The organism is Micromonospora sp. NPDC050784, from assembly GCF_044456765.1.
GTDB lineage: Bacteria > Actinomycetota > Actinomycetes > Mycobacteriales > Micromonosporaceae > Micromonospora > Micromonospora foliorum.
This window is the reverse complement of record NZ_JBITGG010000010.1, coordinates 1-20,199: the sequence shown is the minus strand read 5'-3', so window position 1 is coordinate 20,199 and position 20,199 is coordinate 1. Positions and strand designations below refer to the sequence as shown.

The window sequence follows — 20,199 nt, the reverse complement described above, 5'->3', positions numbered from 1 at the left end:
TGCGACCGGTGGTCACGTTCCACCACCGGTCAGAGGGAGGTAGGAGATGGGTCTTCCACGAAGGTCCGTACTGATCGGGGTGGCCGCGGCGACCGTGCTGGCCGTCGGCACCCCAGCCCTGGCCGCCGAACCCGTGGGTGTGGTTCGGGCCGCCGGCGGAGCCACCGCCGTGCCGGACAGCTACATCGTCGTACTCAAGGACAGCGCCGTTGCCCGGGACCGGGTCGGCGACACCGCGAAGCGGCTCTCCGGCCGCCACGGCGGCACGGTGGCCCGCACCTACGGTGCGGCACTGCGCGGCTTCGAGGTCAAGGTGAACGCGAACGCGGCGGCGCGGATCGCGGCCGACCCGGCGGTGGCGTACGTCGAGCAGAACCACACCGTCTCGATCTCCGGCACGCAGGCCAACCCACCCTCCTGGGGCCTCGACCGGATCGACCAGCGCAACCTGCCGTTGGACAGCTCCTACACCTACCCGAACACGGCGAGCAACGTGCACGCCTACATCATCGACACCGGCATCCGGTTCTCCCACAACGACTTCGGCGGCCGGGCCACCTCCGGCTACGACGCGGTTGACGGCGGGTCGGCGGACGACTGCAACGGGCACGGCACGCACGTGGCCGGCACCGTCGGCGGGTCCGCCTACGGGGTGGCCAAGGCCGTCCAGCTCGTCGGCGTACGGGTGCTGAACTGCTCCGGCAGTGGCACCAACGCCGGTGTGATCGGCGGCGTCGACTGGGTCACCGCGAACGCGATCAAGCCGGCCGTGGCGAACATGAGCCTCGGCGGCGGCGCGAACAGCTCACTGGACAACGCCGTCCGCAACTCGATCGCCTCGGGCGTCACGTACGGCCTGGCGGCCGGCAACGACAACGGCGCGAACGCGTGCAACACCTCGCCGGCGCGTACCACGGAGGCCATCACGGTCGGCTCGACGACCAGCACCGACGCCCGGTCGTCGTTCTCCAACGTCGGCACCTGCCTGGACATCTTCGCGCCCGGCTCGTCGATCACCTCGGCCTGGTACACCAGCAACACCGCGACCAACACGATCAGCGGCACGTCGATGGCCACGCCGCACGTGGTCGGGGCGGCGGCCCTGGTGGCCAGCGCCAACCCGAGCTGGACCCCGGCTCAGGTCCGCAACCAGTTGGTGGCCAACGCGACCCCCAACGTGGTGGGCAACCCCGGCTCGGGCTCGCCGAACCTGCTGCTCTACGTGGGCACCGGCACCACCCCGCCGCCGCCCACCGGCTGCACCGGCACCAACGGCACCGACGTGTCGATCCCGGACGCCGGCGCGGCGGTGACCAGCTCGATCACCATCTCCGGCTGCGGTCGCAACGCCTCCTCGGCCTCCACGGTGGCGGTGAACATCGTGCACACCTACCGCGGTGACCTGGTCATCGACCTGCTCGCCCCGGACGGCAGCGCGTACCGGCTGAAGAACAGCAGCACCTCGGACAGCGCCGACAACGTGAACGCCACGTACACGGCCAACGTGTCCGGTGAGGCCGCCGACGGCATCTGGCGACTCCAGGTGCGGGACACCTACTCGGCCGACACCGGCTACATCAACACCTGGACCCTGACCGTCTGACCGGTTCCCCACGACCGAGGCCCCACCCGGAACGCCGGGTGGGGCCTCGCGTCGTACGGGTCGGGCTCAGACCGAGAAGGTGGCCGGCCGCTCGGTGGCCGGTGCCGGCGGGCGGGCCTTCCACAGGCCGACCTTCTGCGCGGCGAGCCGGCTCAGGTAGGCCGGGTTGAGGATGACGTAGCGGCGCCAGAGCCGCTTCGGCTCCAGACCAAGGCGCCAGAACCACTCCAGGCCGGCACGCTGCATCCACGGCGGAGGCTGGCGCAGCAGCCCGGCGTGGTAGTCGAAGGCCGCGCCGACCGCCATCAGCGGCATGTCGAGCAGCGGCCGCATGGCGTACGCGAAGACCTCCTGGCGCGGGCAGCCGAGCCCGACCAGGACCAACCGGGCACCGCTGGAGCGGATCCGGTCGGCGATCTCGGCGTCCTCGCCGGGCTGGACGGCACGGAACTTGGACGGCTCCACCCCGGCGATCTTCAGCGCGGGGAACATCCGCTCCAGGGCCGGGATCAACCGGGCGAGGGTCTCCTCGGTCGAGCCGTACAGGTAGACCGGCAGCCCCTCGTCGGCGAAGCGCGACAGCACGTGCAGGGTCAGGGTCGGCCCGTACACCCGGTCGCTGAGCCCGGCGTGGTGCAGCAGGTTGAGCGCCCACCGCACCGGCTGCCCGTCCGGTGTGACCACGTCGAAGGAGTTGAGCCGCGCGTTGTGCGCCGGGTCGAGCACCCCGGTCATCACACCGTGCACGGCCAGCGCGGTCAGCGCGAGGGGACGCCGCTCGTGCGCCGCGGTCACCACCGCGTCGGTCGCCGAGGCGTAGTCGGTGGCGTCGACCAGGACGCCGAGCACGTTGCGCTTGGTTCGGGTCCTCATGACTGGGCCACCCACTTGTCCACGTTGGCCTCGTAGATCTCCCGCAGGATCATCGGCACGTCGTACGTCATCTTCCAGTCCGGATACTGTGCCTCGAACCGGGCCATGCTGCTGACGTACCACTGGTGGTCGCCGGTGCGGTTCTGCTCGACGTAGTTGATCCGCGCCTCGCGGCCGGTGATCTCCTCCGCGATGCGGAACGCCTCGATGTGGGAGGTGTTGGAGTGCCGGCCGCCGCCGAGGTTGTAGACCTCCGCGGATCGCGGGGCCCGGAAGAACGCCTCGAACGCGGTCAGCACGTCGTGCGAGTGGATCGCGTCCCGGACCATCTTGCCCTTGTAACCGAACAGGTTGTACGTCCGGCCCTCCATGACGCAGCGCATCAGGTAGGCCAGGAACCCGTGCAGCTCGGCCGCGGAGTGCGCCGGGCCGGTCAGGGTGCCGCCCCGGAAGCAGGCGGTCCGCATGTCGAAGTAGCGCCCGTACTCCTGGACCATCACGTCCGCGGCGACCTTGGAGGCGCCGAAGATCGAGTGCAGTGAGTTGTCGATCGACATCTCTTCGGTGATGCCCCGGTACCAGCGGTGGTCCTCGGGCAGCTCGTACCGGGTCTCCAACTCGATGAGCGGCAGGCTGTTGGGCCGGTCGCCGTAGACCTTGTTGGTCGAGCAGTGGATGAACGGCGCCTCGATCGCGTGCCGGCGGGTGTTCTCCAGGATGTTGAGCGTGCCGCCGGCGTTCACGTCGAAGTCCGTGTACGGCTCCTTGGCCGCCCAGTCGTGGCTCGGCTGCGCGGCGCTGTGGATCACCACGGCGATGTCCGAACCGTACTTCTTGAACACCTGCTCCAGGCCGTCGCGGTCCCGGATGTCCACCGCGAAGTGGGTGTACGCGCTACCCAGGTCACGGCCGAGCCGTTCCAGGCTCCACGAGGTGGAGCCGTCCTCGCCGAAGAAATACCGGCGCATGTCGTTGTCGATGCCGACGACATCCAGACCGAGGCCGGCGAAATGCCGGACCGCCTCGGAGCCGATCAGACCGCCCGACCCTGTCACCAACGCGACACTCACACGCCACTCCTGGTCCATCGGAGGCAGAATCCATCGGAGCATAGCGTGACGTCCGGCACGCCCCGATATGACGGAAGGGCCCCGCATCAAGCGGAGCCCTCGTCGGTGGTGGGGATGGGGGGAGTTGAACCCCCACGCCCTTTCGGGCACACGGACCTGAACCGTGCGCGTCTGCCATTCCGCCACATCCCCGTGGCACAACCCGGAACACTTTAGCCGCCCCGGCCCCGCTGTCTCCAACGGGCCCCGGGAATACTACGCTGTCCCTGGCGCTCGCCACGAGCGATTACCGTTCGTGGCGGACGAAAGATTAGCACGACAGTCCCGGCCCTTCCGAACGGGTCGAGAGCAGCCGGCCGAGCGGCGTGTGAGCTGCGCGCGCGCCGGCCGGATACCATCATGTCCTCGGGACCCGAGGAGGAGCCGGTGAGCGTGCTGCAACGCTTCGAGAAGCGTCTGGAAGGCCTGGTCGAAGGGGCCTTCGCCAAGGTCTTCAAAGGGGTGGTCCACCCCGTGGAGATCCTCAACGCCATGCAGCGGGAGGCCGAGGCGCACAAGGCGATCCTGGCCGGTGGGCGCACGTTGGTGCCCAACCGCTACGTGATCGATCTCTCGCCGTTCGACCACAGTCGGCTGGCGCCGTACGCCGCCGCGCTGGCCCAGGAGTTGGCCCAGTCGCAGGCGGAGTTCATCGGCGAGCAGGCGTGGACGGTCTACGGCGACGTGATCGTCGAGATCGAGCGAGGCGAGGGCCTGGACACGGGCATGTTCCGTGTCACGGCCGAGGTCTACACCGGCGGCGAGGTCGCCCCGGTGTCGGCACCCGGCTACGACGCCGGCCCGCCCGCCTACCCCGCGTACGACCAGGGCGGTGGCTACGGCCCGCCGCCCGGGCACGGTGGCGGTCGCAACGTGCGGCTGGTCTCCGGCGACGGCCGCACCTACCCCCTCCAGATGGGGTCGACGGTGATCGGTCGCGGCGACCAGGCCAACCTGCGGCTGCCCGACGTCGGCATCTCCCGGCGACACGCCCGACTGGATTTCGACGGCGGCCAGGTCGTGCTGACCGATCTGGGTTCGACCAACGGCACCATGGTGAACGGGCAGCGGGTCTCCGCCGTCGCGCTCAACCCCGGTGACATGGTCCAGCTCGGGACGACGACGCTGACCTTCCGCGTGGACGGCTGACCCGCCTTGCCGGAACTGGTCATCACCGTTGCCCGGTTCGGATTCCTGATCCTGCTGTGGATCTTCGTGTTCACGGTGGTCGGTGTGATCCGCCGGGACCTCTTCGCGGGCGCCCGGTCCGGTCGCCTGGTGGCCGCGCCACGCGCGGTGGGCGCCTCGACGGGGCAGGCGTCCAAACCAGCGAAGGTGAAGCGGGGCAGAGCGGCGCACCAGCTGGTGGTGACCGCCGGTCAGCTGGCCGGCACCAGGATCACTCTCGGTGAAGCGCAGATCACCATCGGTCGGGCCGAGGACTCCACCCTGGTCATCACCGACGACTACGCCTCCGCGCGACACGCCCGGCTCGTGCCGCGTGACGGGCAGTGGTACGTCGAGGACCTCGGCTCGACTAACGGCACGTACCTCGATCGCGCTAAGGTCTCCGGACCAACCCCCGTCCCCCTCGGCGTGCCGATCCGGATCGGCCGCACTTCCCTCGAATTACGGCCATGACTCTGACCCTGCGCTATGCGGCCCACAGCGACCGCGGTCTGATCCGAGACGGCAATCAAGACTCCGTCTACGCCGGGCCGCGGTTACTCGCCGTTGCCGACGGCATGGGCGGTATGGCCGCCGGTGACGTCGCCAGCAACATCGTCATCGGTGCCATGGCGCCGCTCGACGAGGACGTCCCGGGGGACGCTCTCGTCGATGCGTTGCGTTCGGCCGTGGGCACCGCCAACCAACAACTCCGCGACACGGTGGACGCCAACCCACAGCTGGAGGGGATGGGCACCACGCTGACGGCGACCCTCTTCACCGGCAGCAAGCTGGGAATGGTCCACATCGGCGACTCGCGGGCCTATCTGTTGCGCAACGGCGAGTTCGCGCAGATCACCAAGGACGACACGTACGTCCAGATGCTCGTCGACGAAGGCCGGATCAGCGCCGAGGAGGCGAGCAGCCACCCGCAGCGGTCGCTGCTCACCCGTGCCCTCGACGGTCGGGACATCGACCCGGAATACTCGGTCCGCCAGGTGATGCCCGGCGACCGGTACCTGATCTGCAGCGACGGCCTCTCGGGCGTGGTCAGTGCCGAGACCATCGGCGAGACCCTGCGGGAGTACCCCGACCCGCAGCAGTGCGTCGAGCGGCTGGTGCAGCTCGCGCTGCGCGGCGGTGGGCCGGACAACATCACGGTGATCATCGCCGACGCCACCGACCAGGACATCGTCGAGGCGACCCCGATCGTGGGCGGCGCCGCCGCCCGGGACCGGGGCATGGCGACCTCCGCCGACGACTCGACTCCGGCCGCCCGAGCCTCGGCGCTCTCCGCGCCGCGTCCGGCCGCGCCCGAGGAGCCAGCGGCCTCCGACGAGGACGCCGACCGGCCGAAGCGACGCCCGGTCCGGACCGCCGCCATGGCGCTGGCCCTGCTGGTGATCGTCGGCGGTGCGGCGTTCGGTGGTTGGACGTACACCCAGCGGCAGTACTACGTGGGAGCCACCGAAGAGGGCCAGGTCGCCGTCTTCCGCGGTGTCCAAGGTCAGATCGCCGGGATGGACCTGTCCAGCGTGCACCGCCGCAGCGGCACCCGGCTGGACGACCTCACGGTCGCCGCACAGGACACCGTCAAAGTCGGCATCCGGGCCAAGAGTGAGCCGGACGCCGAGCGTCAGCTCGCCGAGCTGACCAGCGACACGCCCAGCAACCCCAACCTGAAGCCGCTCTGTCCGCTCGACCCGAGCGTCACCGGGGGCAACACGCCCACGCCCACGCCGACTCCGATCGGTTCGACGCCGACCTCGAACGGCAGCCCGAGCGCCAACGCGTCGCCGACTCCCAACGGGGTCGTCACCGCAAGCCCGACCGTCGGTGCCACCACCGCTCTCGGTGGGGCCGGCGCGACCACCACACCCGACGTCACGCCCTCCGACTCGGCCACGCCGGCGCTCGACCCGGCCGGTTGCCGGTCTCCTGAGTGAGCGTCGGCTGAGATCCTGAGGACTCCACCCGTGACCGTAGCGGCCACACCGGCACCCTCGCCCGCGACCGCGGGCGAGCAATCCGGCGTACGCCTGGCGCGGTCGCGCCGCAACGCCGAGCTGTCCCTACTGCTGCTCGCGATGGTGCTGGTGGCCGCGTACGGGGCGACCGTCGAGGCGAACCTTCTGGACACGGTCACCCCGGACTTCTGGATGCCGGCCGCCGCGCTCGGCGCGGTCTTCCTCGGCCTGCACCTGGTCATCCGGTTCCTCGCCCCGTTCGCCGACCCGGCGCTGCTGCCGGCGGTGGCCCTGCTCAACGGGCTCGGGGTGGGCTTCCTCCGCCGGATCGACCTGGGCGACGCCCCGGTGGCCGAGCGGGAGAGCCTGGCCGTCTTCGCGGGGCAGGGCGGGCGCCAGCTGGCCTGGACGCTCGGTGCGGTGATCCTCGCCGCCGGCCTGCTCGCCATCATGCGCGACCACCGGTCGATCTCGCGGTACGCGTACACCCTGGGGTTGGCCGGCATCGTGCTGGTGATGATCCCGGCGGTGCTGCCGCCGAGCATCTCCGAGATCAACGGCGCGAAGCTGTGGATCCGGGTGGGCAGCTTCTCCATCCAGCCGGGTGAGTTCGCCAAGTTGGCGCTGCTGGTCTTCTTCGCCTACTACCTGGTGCGCAAGCGTGAGGTGCTGTCGCTGGCCAGCCGGCGCTTCCTCGGCATCGACTTCCCGCGCGGCCGCGACCTCGGCCCGGTGGTCGGCGTCTGGCTGATCAGCGTCCTGGTGCTGGTCTTCGAGAAGGACCTGGGCACCTCGCTGCTCTACTTCGGCATGTTCGTGGTGACGCTCTACATCGCCACCGAACGGGTCAGCTGGCTGCTGATCGGCCTGGTCCTCTTCTTCGGCGGCGCGTACCTCGCCTATTTCCTCGGTTCGACGGTCGGCGGGCCGTTCGCCAACTTCTACGTGCGGGCGGAGATCTGGCTCGACCCGTTCGCCGACCCCACCAACAAGGGCTACCAGCTCGTGCAGGGCCTGCTCGCCCTGGGCACGGGCGGGCTCTTCGGTGCCGGGCCGGGCGGTGGTCAGCCGGAGATCCTGCCCGAGGTGCAGAACGACTTCATCTTCGCCGGCATCGGTGAGGAGATCGGCCTCTTCGGGCTCTCCGCGCTGCTGGTCGTCTACCTGCTGATCGTGGAGCGCGGGCTGCGCGCCGCGCTCGCCGTTCGGGACTCGTTCGGCAAGCTGCTCGCCGGCGGTCTGGCGTTCACCCTCGGCCTCCAGGTCTTCGTGATCGTCGGCGGGATCAGCAAGCTCATCCCGCTGACCGGTCAGACCACCCCGTTCCTGTCCGCCGGTGGGTCGTCGTTGATGGCCAACTGGCTGCTCATCGCGGTGCTGCTGCGAGTCTCCGACGGCGCCCGCCGACCGGTGACCGGAGGCGGCGGCAAGGCGGCCCGTCCCAGCGGTGGCCCGCCCGAGCAGCTGCACGGTGCTCCCACGGAGGTGATCAAGCCGTGAACGCACCCCTGCGCCGCGTCGGCGTCGTCGTCATGGTCCTGTTCGGTCTGCTCTTCGCCAACCTCAACTGGATCCAGGCCTACAAGGCCGATGAATACCGCACCAGCGACTACAACGGTCGGGTCCAGGTCGCCGAGTACGACCGCAAGCGCGGCAACATTGAGGCCGGCGGCACGGCCCTGGCCACCAGCAAGGAGACCAGCGGCAACCTGAAGTTCCTGCGCACCTACCCGGGCGGCGCCAAGTACGCCCACGTGCTCGGCTACAAGCCGGTCAACCTGGCCGACCAGGGCATCGAGCGGGTGGAGAACGACTTCCTGGCCGGCACCAGCGACCAGCTGATCGGCGACCGGTTGAAGGACATGTTCACCGGCGACGACACCGGTGGCGGCAACGTGCTGCTCACGCTCTCGAAGCGGGCTCAGGACGCGGCGTACGACCAGCTGCGCAACAACGAGGTGGGGGCGAAGAGGGGCGCGGCGATCGCCATCGACCCGCGTACCGGCGCGATCCAGGCGCTGGTCTCCATGCCCAGCTTCGACCCGAACCCGCTGGCCAGCCATACCCGCAACGAGGCAGCGGCGGCGTACAACAAGCTGGAACAGGACCCGGATGGTCCGCTGAAGAACCGCGCGCTCTCCGAGACGCTGCCGCCGGGCTCCACCTTCAAGATCGTGGTGGCCGCGGCGGCGCTGGAGAACGGCGTCACCAAGACCACCCAGATCCCGGCCGGTCCCAGCTACACCGCGCCCACCTCGGGCACCCCGATCCGTAACGCCGCCGCCTCGATCTGCCCGGAGCCGAAGGTCACCCTGCTGGAGGCGGTCACCGAGTCGTGCAACACCGGCTTCGCCCAGCTCGGCGTGCGGCTCGGCGCGGAGACCCTCAAGGAGAAGGCCCGCCAGTTCGGCTTCGAGCAGGAGGACCTGACCGTCGGCCAGCTCGGCGAGGGCGGCCTGCCCACGGCGGCCAGTCAGACCGGGACGATGCAGAACCCGGACGGCAGCACCGACCCGGCCGCGCTGGCCCAGTCCTCGATCGGCCAGAACAACGTCCGGATGACGCCACTCGAAGGCGCCATGATCGCTGGCGCGATCGCCAACAACGGCAGTCAGATGCGGCCGTACCTGGTGCGGCAACTGCTCGCTCCGGACCGGACCACCAGCTACTACACCGCGAAGGCGCGGGAGCTGCGCCAGCCCGTCGAGCCGCAGGTCGCCACCGACCTGCGCGAGATGATGGTCAGCGTGGTCCAGAACGGCACCGGGGGAAAGGCCGCGATCAACGGCTACACGGTCGGCGGCAAGACCGGCACCGCCCAGTCCGCCCCGGACCGGCCAGACCACGGCTGGTTCATCGGCTTCGCACTGGACAAGAACGGCAACCCGGTCTCCGCGGTCTGCGTCATGCTGGAGCAGGCCGGCCCCGGTGGCAGCGCCGAGGCGGCCCGGATCGCCGGCCAGATCATGCGTGCCGCCATCGCCGACCCAGGGGGTCGCTGACATGCTCAGCCCCGGCGTGCAGCTCGGCAACCGCTACCGTCTCGACGAGCGGATCGCCAGCGGCGGCATGGGCGACGTCTGGCGCGGCACCGACCAGGTGCTCGGCCGGACGGTCGCGGTGAAGAGCCTCCTCCCCGCGCTGCTCGACGACCCGGACTTCGGCGAGCGGTTCCGCGGCGAGGCCCGCACCATGGCCACCATCAACCATCCCGGCGTGGTGGACGTCTACGACTTCGGCAATGACCAGCAGATCGCCTTCCTGGTCATGGAGTACGTCGAGGGTGACGCCCTGTCGTCCACGTTGAGCCGGGTCGGCCGGCTCACTCCGGCCCGGACGATGGCCCTCGTCGCGCAGGCCGCCGACGCGCTGCACGCCGCGCACGAGAAGGGCATCGTGCACCGCGACGTGAAGCCGGGCAACCTGCTGGTCCGGCCGAACGGCACGCTGGTGCTGACCGACTTCGGCATCGCCCGCTCCGACCTGGTCGGCCAGCTCACCGCCGCCGGTTCGGTGCTCGGCACCGCCTCGTACATCTCGCCCGAGCAGGCCACCGGCGGCGTGGCCACCCCGGCGTCCGACGTGTACGCCCTCGGCGTGGTTGCCTACCAGTGCCTGGCCGGCCGGCGGCCGTTCGAGGGCGACAACCCGCTCGACATCGCGATGCGGCACGTCCGGGAGACGCCCCGACCATTGCCGGCCGACATCCCTCCGCAGGTGCGCGCCCTGGTGGAACGCGCGTTGGCCAAGGACCCGGCCGCCCGCTGGCCGAGCGCCGCCGCGCTCGCCGGGGTCGCCCGTCAGCTCAAGGCCGCGCTCTCCCAGCAGGCCCGGGCCGGCGGCAACTCCGGGCCGGTCTCCGCGGCGCCCGCCTCACCCGCCGCACCCGGCCGGGCCCAGGTGCCGCAGGCGCACCAGATGCGTCCGCCGACCGCCCGCCCGCCGGTGGCCGGGCCGAGGCCGACCGCGGTCGCGCCCGCCCAACAGCCACGCCCCACCGCCGTCGCGCCGGCCGTCCAGGCCGCCCGACCGCAGGGCGCACCGAACGGCTACCCACGCGGCGCGGCCGCGGTGCCGTCCGGGCCGCCCCGGCAGGAACACCCGCCGGCGTACGCCCGACCGGCCGGCCCGGCGACGCCGTCACCCCAGCCGCAGCGGTCCCGGCCCGGAATGGTGCTGCTCGCCATCCTGCTGGCCGTGCTGGTCCTGCTCTGCTCTGGCGTGATTTCCTACAACCTACGGAAGCAGTCGCAGGCCGGCGTATCCGCCGGGCTGGCGCCGCGCACCGTGGCGTCCGGCGCGCTACGACTCGACGGACGCGACGATCCGACCCGGACGTCGTACCGTCGAGAGGTACGACTCCAGCCGGGCGACGGCGGGACGACGACGAGCGAAGGACGACAGACGCGATGACAGCGCAGGCCCGCCTGCTCGGTGGCAGGTACCAGGTCGGCGAGCTGCTCGGCTATGGCGGCATGGCCGAGGTGCACCGTGGTCGCGACCTCCGGCTCGGTCGGGACGTCGCGATCAAGATGCTCCGCACCGACCTCGCCCGGGACGCGACGTTCCAGATGCGGTTCCGTCGGGAGGCGCAGAACGCCGCCTCGCTCAACCACCCGGCCATCGTGGCGGTCTACGACACCGGCGAGGAGACCGCGCCGACCGGCGAGACGCTGCCGTTCATCGTCATGGAGTTCGTCAACGGGCGGACCTTGAAGGAGGTCCTCGGCGCCGAGGGGCGACTGCAGCCGCGCCGCGCGCTGGAGATCTGCGCCGACATGTGCGCCGCGCTGGAGTTCAGCCACCGCCACGGCATCATCCACCGGGACATCAAGCCCGGCAACGTGATGCTCACCCAGACCGGCCAGGTCAAGGTGATGGACTTCGGCATCGCCCGGGCGCTGGCCAGCGGTGCGACCACCATGACGCAGACCAGCGCGGTGATCGGCACGGCGCAATATCTTTCCCCGGAGCAGGCACGCGGCGAGGCCGTCGACGCGCGCTCCGACGTGTACGCGGCTGGCTGCGTGCTCTTCGAGTTGGTCTGCGGGCACCCGCCGTTCGTCGGGGACAGCCCCGTCAGCGTCGCGTACCAGCACGTACGGGAGACGCCCCCGACGCCAAGCGACATCAACCCGGACGTCACCCCGGCCGTCGACGCGATCGTGCTCAAGGCGCTGTCGAAGAACCCGCTCAACCGCTACCAGAGCGCCGGCGAGATGCGGGCCGACCTGCTCCGCGCCGCCGCCGGCCGGCCCGTGCTGGCCACCCCGGTGCTGCGCGAGGCGGAGACGGTGGCGATGGCCCCGGCCGGCGGTGGGGGCGGCTATCCGGCTCCGGCCGGCGGGCAGCAGACCCGGCAGATCCCGGCCCGGGTGGGCGACCCGCGTCAGCGCAAGGCGTCCTCCTGGTTGATCGCGACGTTCAGCGCGGTCGGCGTGCTGGCGGTGATCGCCCTGGTCGCCGCCCTGCTCTGGAACATGCAGCAGGACAAGGACCTGAAGTCGGTGCCCACCCTCACCGGCAAAACCCGGGACGCGGCGATCGCCGAGATCCAGAGAGCCGGTCTGTCCGCGCAGGTGGGTGACGCGGTGCTGGCCAGTGACTGCACCGAGGGCACGGTCGTCAAGCAGAACCCGGCGCCGACCACCCAGGTGGAGCAGAACCGCACGGTCATCATTCAGATCTGTGGCGGCAAGCCCGAGGTGCGCGTTCCCGCCGGGCTCAAGGGCAGCAAGCGGGAGAGCGCCATCGCCCGGCTCAATGAGGCGAACCTCACGTTCGAGGTCGTGACGGTGAACGACGAGGCGAGCCAGGACGAGGTTCTCAAGGTCGAGCCGCCCGAGGGCGAGAGCGTTCCCGAAGGCACGAAGGTGAAGCTCACGGTCTCCAACGGCAAGGTTCGTGAGGTGCCGGACGTCGTCGGGTTGAGCCAGGAGGAGGCCACCCGCGTCCTCCGGAACGACGGCTTCACGGTCTCTGTGCAGGACGGGCCGGAGGTGCCCGCCGCCCAGGCGGGGAAGGTCACCGACCAGAGCCCGAACGGCAACGAGAAGAAGCCCACCGGCACGAGGGTGACCATCAAGGTGAGTCAGCCCGAGCCGGAGACCGACCCGACGCCGACGATCACGCCGACGGGCACGCCGACGGGCACGCCGACCACACCCGGCAACGGGGGCGGCATCGGTCTGCCGTTCCCGCCCCCGCCGGGCCGGCCCCAGGACTAGGCGACCCGTGGGCAACGGCGTGACCGAGGCGGAAACGTCCCCGGTCGGGCCGGTGCGGCGGTGGCCTGAACGCCTCCGCCGCCTGGCCCTCTCGGGCCTCGTCGTGCTGGTGCTCGCCAGTTGCCCGTGGCTCTGGACGACGTTCGCCGCACGCGGCCACGTGTACGCCGCCGCCGACGCGCCGGCCGCCGACGTGGTGATAGTGCTCGGCACCGAGGTGGCAGCCGATCGGCAGCGGCCCGGGGACCGTCTCGCCGGCCGCCTGGACACCGCCGCCGAGCTGGTGGCCAGCGGGCGGGCCACGGTCGTCCTCGTGTCGGGCGACGGCGGTGGCGCGTCAGGCGACGAGCCGGCGGTGATGACGACGTACCTCGCCGAGCGCGGTGTCGACAGGCGTCGGGTGGTGGCCGACCCGTTCGGCCTGGACACCTACGACAGTTGCGCGAGAGCGCGCGAGGTGTACGGCGTCGAGCGGGCCCTGATCGTCACCCAGTCGTACCACCTGTCCCGGGCGGTGACGCTGTGCCGGCAGCTCGGCCTCGACGTCGACGGGGTGACCGCCCGCTGCGACGGTTGTGGCGCCGCCCTGCTCGCCGAGAAGTCGGTTCGGGACTACTTCGCCAGTGGCAAGGCGGCGTGGGACGCGGTACGTGACCGACCACCGGCGGTGCGCTCGCCCGCTGACCCCGCGGTCCAGGACGCGCTGCGCGGCTGACCCGGCCGGCACGGGTCCCGACGATCCGGTGAGCGGGCTCTGACGCTCAGGCGGTGGCGAAGGCCGCGCGACGACGGGCGTCGACCTCGGCGGCCAGCGCGGGCGCGCGCTCCAGCGCCTCGGGGTGACCGCAACTGGCCAGCCAGTTGGCCAGCATCAGGTGACCGCCCTCGGTGAGCACCGACTCCGGGTGGAACTGGACGCCCTCGATGGGCAGCGTCCGGTGCCGCATCGCCATCACCACGCCGGAGCCGGTCCAGCCGGTGACCTCCAGCTCGTCGGGGAGCGTCTCGGGCAACACCGCGAGCGAGTGGTACCGGGTGGCGGTGAACGGGTCGGGCAGGCCGGCGAGTACGCCGACCGAGTGGTGCCGTACCTCGGAGGTCTTGCCGTGCAGCAGCTCCGGGGCGCGCGTCACGGTCGCCCCGAACGCCTCGCCGATCGCCTGGTGGCCGAGGCAGACACCGAAGATCGGCAGCTGGCCCGCGTACTCCCGGATGACGTCCAGGCAGATGCCGGCCCGATCCGGGCTGCCCGGACCGGGCGACAGCAGGATGCCGTCCGCGCCGACCGTGCCCACCTCGGCGACGTCGATCTCGTCGTTGCGGCGGACCTCGCAGTCCACGCCGAGTTGACCCAGATATTGGACGAGGTTGAAGACGAAGGAGTCGTAGTTGTCGATCACCAGGACGCGCATGGTCACCTGCTCGGGGAGGGGGGCGCGGGGTTGTTCTGATCGGTGTCGTACGGCAGCTCGTGCTCGTCGCCGGCCGGGGTCTCCACGGTCACCGGGTCGCCGCCACCCGTCTCGGCGGGTACGCCGGACTCGACCTGCACGTCGTCGAAGGGCAGCAGGGGCTCGGCCCACGGGAAGGCGACGTACCAGAGCAGGGCCACCGTGGCGGCCACCAGCAGCACCGAGCCGGTCAACTTTCCAACCAGGCCGAACGGCAGTTTGCGCCAGATGAAGGCGTACATCGGGTCAGCCTCCCAGCTCCGCCGGGCGGCCCGCGGACTTGGGTTGGGTGCGGTCCAGTTCGGCGTGGATGATCAGACGCTGGTAGTTGTCGAACTTCGGGTTACACGTGGTGAGGGTGAGCATCCGCTTGGTCGCCTTCTTGTCCGGCTCGCCGGGCACCGGCGCCACCACCTCGACCTGGGTCGGCCGGACGATGCGGGACTGCGACACCCGGTAGACGTACCAGTCGGTCTTGCTTTCGACCACGATCGGGTCGCCCTCATCCAGCTCGTCCAGCCGCCAGAAGGTGGCCCGGTTGCGGTGGCCGGCGACGGAGAAGTTGCCCACCTGACCGGGGAGCGCGCTGGTCGGATAGTGACCCGGGGCGAAGCGGATGTCCTCCTGAGTGACGCCCTCGACGACGACCCAGTTCTTGTCCAGCTTCGGGATGTAGAGGCCGGCGAGCGGCTTGCCGCGTACCGGTGGGGAGGGTTTGACGCTCGGGCCCACCGACGGGACGACGGTCGGGTCGTCGGTGGGGGCCCACGCCTGAGCCAACTCGTTGTTGAGGTCGTTCTGGTGGGCGTCGACGATGGCCGACTTGCCCCATACCTCGTAGCCGGCGAAGAGCAGGACCACCAGGCCGAAGGTAATCAGGATCTCGCCGGTGACCCGGACGCCGGTACGCAGTCGCGAGCCGAACGACGGGCGGGTGAGCTCCGAGTAGACGCTCTTGTAGCCCTCGCCCGTCTGGTGCGGCCGGAGTTGGACCACCCGTTCGCCGCGGCGGGGTTGGGGCGGGTCGGTGGGGTTGCCGCCGGTCGGCTCGTCGGGGACCGCCGTGCGGGGAACGGCACCCATCAACGCGGTGGAGTCCATGGTCGGCGGCCTGGTGGCGGGTGTGGCGGGCACGGCCGGAATCAGCGCGGTGGCTGCCGGGTCCGCGACGTTCGGTGGGACTCGGCTCGGCCCGGTCGGCGGGACCCGGCTCGGCCCGGCCGAGGCGAAGCCTCCCTGCCCGGCCGCTGCGACGCGGTCGGGGGCGGCCGGTGAGACCGGGGTGGCTGGGGAGCCGGTGGATCGGCCGGGCCGGGCGGTGACCTGGGGAATGTACGCGGTCGGTGAGTCGGCCAGCGGCGGCGTCGAGGGCCCGGAGGAGGCAGGCCGGCCCGGAGTACCGGAGGCCGTCGGCCGGGTCGGCAACCCGCCGGGCGTGGCCGGGCGGGTCGGGGCGGCACTCGGCGGGTTGCCGGCGGTCGGCGGTCGGGTCGGGATGGCACCCGGTGGACCGCCGCCGGTCGGCGGGCGGGTCGGGGCGGCGCTGGGCGTGGTCGGTCGGGTGGATGCGGCGCTGGGCGCGGGGGGTCGGGTCGGGGCGTTGCCGGGGGCAGCGGGCCGAACCGGGCCCTGGTTGGTGGCGCTCGCGGGGGGGACCCCGGCGCCGCCGCGCGGGCCCAGCCCGGCGGCTGCGGCGCCCGGCCAGGGCGGCGGGGCTTCGCCACCGGGGCGGCCCGGGGTGCCGGTCGGCTCGGGCCCAGTGGCGCTCGGCCGCGTCGGTTGCTCGGCTCGTGGAGGGTGCAGCACCGGCTCGGGCCAGTTGCTGGCCGGGGACGGTCGGCCGGGTGCCGGCTCGGGCCGGTCGAACTTGGGCAGGAAGTCGGTCGGGTCGTCGGTCTGGTCCCGGTGTCGCCCGTCGCGACGCTCGTCCGGCTCGCTCACTTGGGCACCGTAGCCGAGCGCAGGGCGGTGGAATCCTCGAATGCGGGAACTCGCACCGTGGAGGCCGTCTCCTTGTAGCCGAGCTGGTAGTCGTCGACCGCGTCCTTGAACAACCGGACTCCCTCAGAGCTGGCGAGGGCCTGCTGGAGGGCAGCGGGATCGCCGATTGCTACGATCTTGAACGGTGGGGAGTACACCCGGCCATGAAGTAGCAGGGTGTTACCGACGCAGCGTACCGCGCTGGTGGAGAGCACGCGGACATTCATGATTGACATGGCCTCTGCTCCGCCGGCCCAGAGCGCGTTGACCACCGCCTGTACGTCTTGCTGATGCACCACCAGGTCGTCGTTGCTGGCGTCCGACTGCGTCTGGTCGAGCTGCGGCGCGTCGTTCAGCTCGACCGTGACCCCGGGCCCGCTGAGGGCGGTGAACCCGGCGTCCTGGAGGCTGCCCTGAGCGCGATTCTGCTGATCCTTGATCGGGGCGTCCGAGCCGGCCAGTGTGTTGGTCCGCTGCTCGACCTCGCCGCGCAGCGTGGCGGCGCGGCGCTCGCTGGCGGCGACCTGTTCGCGTCGGTCCTCGATGAGCTGGTTGAGTTGCGGGCGCCGGTCCTCCCGGAGAGCGGTGCCGCCCGCGGTGGTCGCGGTGGTGGTGAAGAGCAACCCGGCCGCCGCGGCGATCAGGGGCACCCCGATCGACCAGCCCGGACGGCGTTGTCGCGGTCGCCGGGGCAGCAGCCCGGCGGCGGCCCGTCGGAGGACCTTCTGCCAGGAGGTTGCGCCGGATGTGTACTCCACCGAGCGTTCCTTCCGCGTGTCGGGGATCGGTCCGTGCCGGCCGGGCCGGTGCGAACAGTCCCGCCTCTTTCGGTCACTCCGTGCACCTGCCTGACCCCATTCGTGGTCCGGGCGGGCAATCGGGACTACGCTAGCTCTCGAACATTATTGGCCATGGACCGTCGCCCCCGCGCCCGGTTGTCAGGCCGGACGAGGTCGTCACCCCTCTGGAGAGCGCCGTGCCCAAGTCTCAGGTCCGTAAGAAGAAGGTGTACACCCCGCCGACGGACGTCCGTCCGACGACGACGGCGTCGTCGCGCAAGCCTAGCCCGGTGTGGTTGCCGGTCACCGCGGTCGCCTTGATCGTCGTCGGGATCGGCTGGCTGGTGCTCTACTACCTGTCCGAGCAGGAGTACCCGGTCATGGCGTGGGGTTACTGGAACCTCGCCGTCGGCTTCGGCGCGATGGTCGCCTCGCTGGCCTTGCTCTCCCGCTGGCGCTGATCCGTTCGGACCGTCGCGTCGGCGGTCTCTGACGTCACCTCGTCGAGCCCCTACCCGGCAGGATCGGGTGGGGCCCCCTATGGTGTCCGCAGGCAGCGCGGCCTACTGCGAGATGACTCACGTTACCGCTGGGTAACCTTCGCGTAGGCTGCACTGCATGACCGAGCAGAGCGAGGTCATCAGGCAGCAGACCGGGGAGGCCAACTCGATGGGCAGCGTCCAGATCGTCACCACGATCCTCGCGGCCGCCATCACCGCCGTGGCGGTGTGGCTTGCGGTGCGTGCGGTCCTGAAGATGGTGGCAGTCATCCGGCTCGGGCAACCCGCGCCGGAGCGGTTCTCCGACAAGGTCGCCCGCGCCAGGACGATGCTGGTGGAGACGGCCGGCCACACCCGGATGCTCAAGTGGGGCGTGGTGGGCGCCGCGCACTGGTTCGTGATGGTCGGCTTCGTCGTGCTGTCGCTGCTGGTGCTCGAGGCGTATTTCGAGGTGGTCACCACCGACGGCGGTCTGCCGATCATCGGGCACTGGACGATCTTCGGTCTGGTCACCGAGATCATCGGGGTGCTGGGTCTGGTCGGCATCCTGGTGCTGATGGCGATCCGGTTGCGCAACCGGCCGACCCGTCCGGGTGGGCGGTCCCGGTTCACCGGCTCGACGATGTGGCAGGGCTACTTCGTCGAGTGGATCGTGCTGCTGGTCCTGATCTTCGGCTTCGTGATCCGGGGCTTCAAGGTGGCCACCGACCACTTCGAGTTCCCGGTCTGGGCCACCCCGGTCAGCCACGCGGTCGGTGCGGTGCTGCCCGACTGGTCGGACGGCGTCAGCGTCGCCGCGGCCATCAAGATCATTATTTCGATGACGTGGCTGATCGTCATCTCCCTGAACGTCACCATGGGCGTCGCCTGGCACCGCTTCCTGGCGTTCCCCAACATCTTCTTCAAGCGGGAGCCGGCCAAGCCGGCCGGCTCCGGTCTCGGCGCGCTGCGCCCGATGACCAGCCAGGGCAAGCCCCTCGACTTCGAGGAGGCGGACCCGGAGAAGGACCAGTTCGGCGTCGCCCACGTCGAGCAGTTCAGCTGGAAGGGCCTCCTGGACTTCAGCACCTGCACCGAGTGCGGTCGCTGCCAGTCGCAGTGCCCGGCCTGGAACACCGGCAAGCCGCTGTCGCCGAAGCTGCTGGTGCTGAGCCTGCGCGACCACGCGTACGCGAAGGCGCCCTACCTGCTGGCCGGCGGCGGCAAGGACCTGACCGGCGAGGAGAAGGCCACCCAGGCGCAGCTCGCCCACCTGGACGTGCTGGCCCTCGCCGAGGCCGACAAGCCGTTGATCGGCACCGCCGAGGAGGGCGGTGTCATCGACCCGGACGTGCTCTGGTCCTGCACCACCTGCGGCGCCTGCGTCGAGCAGTGCCCGGTCGACATCGAGCACGTGGACCACATCGTCGACATGCGCCGCTACCAGGTGCTGATCGAGTCGAGCTTCCCCTCCGAGGCCGGCGTGATGCTGCGCAACCTGGAGAACAAGGGCAACCCGTGGGGCGCCCCGCAGAACACCCGTGAGGACTGGACCAAGGGCCTGGACTTCGAGGTGCCCCGGGTCGGCGAGGTGGACGACTTCGAGTACCTGTTCTGGGTCGGCTGCGCCGGTGCGTTCGAGGACCGCGCCAAGAAGACCACCCGCGCGGTGGCCACGCTGCTCAACGAGGCGGGCGTGACGTTCGCGATCCTGGGCGAGGGCGAGACCTGCTCGGGTGACCCGGCGCGACGGATCGGCAACGAGTTCGTCTTCCAGATGCTCGCCCAACAGAACGTGGAGACGCTGAACGAGGCGTTCGAGGGCCGGGAGAAGGCCAAGCGCAAGATCGTCGCGACCTGCCCGCACTGCTTCAACACGCTGGGCAACGAGTACGGCCAGCTCGGCGGCGAGTTCGAGGTGGTCCACCACACCCAACTGCTCGCGCACCTGGTCGCCACCGGCAAGCTCACGCCGGTGCAGCCGGTCGACGGCGGCGTCACCTACCACGACCCCTGCTACCTGGGTCGGCACAACCGGGTCTTCGCGGCCCCCCGTGAGGTCCTCGGTGACGCCATCGCGGGCGACCTGACCGAGATGCCGCGCAACAGCGAGCGCTCCTTCTGCTGCGGTGCTGGCGGTGCCCGGATGTGGATGGAAGAGAAGATCGGCAAGCGGATCAACGTGGACCGGGTCGAGGAGGCCATGGCCACCGGCGCGAAGACGGTCGCGGTCGGCTGCCCGTTCTGCTCGACCATGCTCAACGACGGGGTCAATGGCAAGGGTGCCGGCGAACAGGTCGAGGTGATCGACGTGGCGAGCGTGCTGCTGCGTTCGGTCAAGCCCGAGCAGCCGCAGGGCGGTAGGGAGACCGCGCCCGTCGGCGGCTGAGACGCGCGTACCCCTGGGATCTGTTCACCGACGGGGGGGGGCCCGGGGGGGCCCCCCCCGCGGGGCCCCCACCCCCCCGGGGGGGGGGCCCGCGCCCGGCAACACATGTCGCCCCGGTTGGCCCCGGGGGGGGGCGGAGGCCCGGCCCCGGGGCCCCCCGTGTTCGTCGGCGCCG

Annotated in this window: 17 protein-coding genes and 1 tRNA gene; 11 read left to right on the top strand and 7 right to left on the bottom strand. The window is 71.0% G+C overall.

Features of this window, described 5'->3' with window-relative positions; genetic code table 11:
* The first annotated feature begins 46 nt into the window (after positions 1 to 46).
* Positions 47 to 1,603, top strand: a complete 1,557-nt coding sequence (locus ACIBD9_RS15475) for a S8 family peptidase (RefSeq protein ID WP_396718058.1) — start codon at positions 47 to 49, stop codon at positions 1,601 to 1,603.
* A 66-nt stretch (positions 1,604 to 1,669) separates the two neighbouring features.
* On the opposite strand, the gene ACIBD9_RS15470 is transcribed toward ACIBD9_RS15475, so the two are convergent.
* The 3 genes from ACIBD9_RS15470 to ACIBD9_RS15460 form a co-directional block, all read right to left on the bottom strand.
* The gene (locus ACIBD9_RS15470; protein WP_387175337.1) at positions 1,670 to 2,476 is read right to left on the bottom strand and encodes a WecB/TagA/CpsF family glycosyltransferase; all 807 of its coding nucleotides are present in this window, start codon (positions 2,474 to 2,476) and stop codon (positions 1,670 to 1,672) included.
* On the bottom strand, positions 2,473 to 3,588 hold the full coding sequence (locus ACIBD9_RS15465; protein WP_396718056.1) for an NAD-dependent epimerase/dehydratase family protein: 1,116 nt from the start codon (positions 3,586 to 3,588) through the stop codon (positions 2,473 to 2,475). Before ACIBD9_RS15465 ends, ACIBD9_RS15470 begins: the two co-directional genes overlap by 4 nt.
* Positions 3,589 to 3,652: 64 nt before the next feature.
* A tRNA-Leu gene (locus ACIBD9_RS15460) sits at positions 3,653 to 3,738 on the bottom strand.
* A 207-nt stretch (positions 3,739 to 3,945) separates the two neighbouring features.
* Here ACIBD9_RS15460 and ACIBD9_RS15455 point away from each other — a divergent pair.
* From ACIBD9_RS15455 to ACIBD9_RS15420, 8 genes are read left to right on the top strand one after another with little or no spacing between them, the layout of a single operon-like run.
* A complete protein-coding gene (locus ACIBD9_RS15455) occupies positions 3,946 to 4,734 on the top strand; it encodes a DUF3662 and FHA domain-containing protein (protein ID WP_007454122.1) in 789 nt (262 codons plus the stop codon).
* A 6-nt stretch (positions 4,735 to 4,740) separates the two neighbouring features.
* On the top strand, positions 4,741 to 5,226 hold the full coding sequence (locus tag ACIBD9_RS15450; protein WP_238660894.1) for an FHA domain-containing protein: 486 nt from the start codon (positions 4,741 to 4,743) through the stop codon (positions 5,224 to 5,226).
* Positions 5,223 to 6,698, top strand: a complete 1,476-nt coding sequence (locus ACIBD9_RS15445) for a protein phosphatase 2C domain-containing protein (protein WP_396718053.1) — start codon at positions 5,223 to 5,225, stop codon at positions 6,696 to 6,698. The genes ACIBD9_RS15450 and ACIBD9_RS15445 overlap by 4 nt, the downstream gene beginning before the upstream one ends.
* Before the next feature lie 30 nt (positions 6,699 to 6,728).
* Positions 6,729 to 8,219 (top strand): FtsW/RodA/SpoVE family cell cycle protein, encoded by a 1,491-nt coding sequence (locus tag ACIBD9_RS15440; protein WP_396718051.1) that lies wholly within the window; start codon positions 6,729 to 6,731, stop codon positions 8,217 to 8,219.
* The gene (locus ACIBD9_RS15435; protein ID WP_396718049.1) at positions 8,216 to 9,721 is read left to right on the top strand and encodes a peptidoglycan D,D-transpeptidase FtsI family protein; all 1,506 of its coding nucleotides are present in this window, start codon (positions 8,216 to 8,218) and stop codon (positions 9,719 to 9,721) included. Before ACIBD9_RS15440 ends, ACIBD9_RS15435 begins: the two co-directional genes overlap by 4 nt.
* Before the next feature lies 1 nt (position 9,722).
* The gene (locus ACIBD9_RS15430) at positions 9,723 to 11,132 is read left to right on the top strand and encodes a protein kinase (protein ID WP_396718046.1); all 1,410 of its coding nucleotides are present in this window, start codon (positions 9,723 to 9,725) and stop codon (positions 11,130 to 11,132) included.
* The gene (gene pknB / locus ACIBD9_RS15425) at positions 11,129 to 12,946 is read left to right on the top strand and encodes a Stk1 family PASTA domain-containing Ser/Thr kinase (protein WP_396718044.1); all 1,818 of its coding nucleotides are present in this window, start codon (positions 11,129 to 11,131) and stop codon (positions 12,944 to 12,946) included. The genes ACIBD9_RS15430 and pknB overlap by 4 nt, the downstream gene beginning before the upstream one ends.
* A 19-nt stretch (positions 12,947 to 12,965) precedes the next feature.
* Positions 12,966 to 13,661 (top strand): vancomycin high temperature exclusion protein, encoded by a 696-nt coding sequence (locus ACIBD9_RS15420; RefSeq protein WP_396718042.1) that lies wholly within the window; start codon positions 12,966 to 12,968, stop codon positions 13,659 to 13,661.
* Between the two features lie 46 nt (positions 13,662 to 13,707).
* Here ACIBD9_RS15420 and ACIBD9_RS15415 read toward each other — a convergent pair whose 3' ends face one another.
* The 4 genes from ACIBD9_RS15415 to ACIBD9_RS15400 are packed head-to-tail and all read right to left on the bottom strand — an operon-like array spanning position 13,708 to position 17,135.
* Entirely contained in the window at positions 13,708 to 14,358 is a 651-nt protein-coding gene (locus ACIBD9_RS15415) for an aminodeoxychorismate/anthranilate synthase component II (protein ID WP_238660647.1), read from the bottom strand.
* Between the two features lie 2 nt (positions 14,359 to 14,360).
* The gene (locus ACIBD9_RS15410; protein WP_238660648.1) at positions 14,361 to 14,639 is read right to left on the bottom strand and encodes a hypothetical protein; all 279 of its coding nucleotides are present in this window, start codon (positions 14,637 to 14,639) and stop codon (positions 14,361 to 14,363) included.
* A gap of 4 nt (positions 14,640 to 14,643) precedes the next feature.
* Positions 14,644 to 16,338 (bottom strand): class E sortase, encoded by a 1,695-nt coding sequence (locus ACIBD9_RS15405; protein WP_396718040.1) that lies wholly within the window; start codon positions 16,336 to 16,338, stop codon positions 14,644 to 14,646.
* Positions 16,335 to 17,135, bottom strand: a complete 801-nt coding sequence (locus tag ACIBD9_RS15400) for a DUF881 domain-containing protein (protein ID WP_396718038.1) — start codon at positions 17,133 to 17,135, stop codon at positions 16,335 to 16,337. Before ACIBD9_RS15400 ends, ACIBD9_RS15405 begins: the two co-directional genes overlap by 4 nt.
* Before the next feature lie 218 nt (positions 17,136 to 17,353).
* Between ACIBD9_RS15400 and ACIBD9_RS15395 the strand changes: the two genes are divergently transcribed.
* Positions 17,354 to 17,617 carry a cell division protein CrgA gene (locus ACIBD9_RS15395; RefSeq protein ID WP_030331997.1) on the top strand — a complete coding sequence of 88 codons (264 nt, stop codon included), beginning with the start codon at positions 17,354 to 17,356 and terminating at the stop codon, positions 17,615 to 17,617.
* A 208-nt stretch (positions 17,618 to 17,825) separates the two neighbouring features.
* A complete protein-coding gene (locus tag ACIBD9_RS15390; RefSeq protein ID WP_396718439.1) occupies positions 17,826 to 20,024 on the top strand; it encodes a (Fe-S)-binding protein in 2,199 nt (732 codons plus the stop codon).
* Positions 20,025 to 20,199 lie beyond the last annotated feature (175 nt).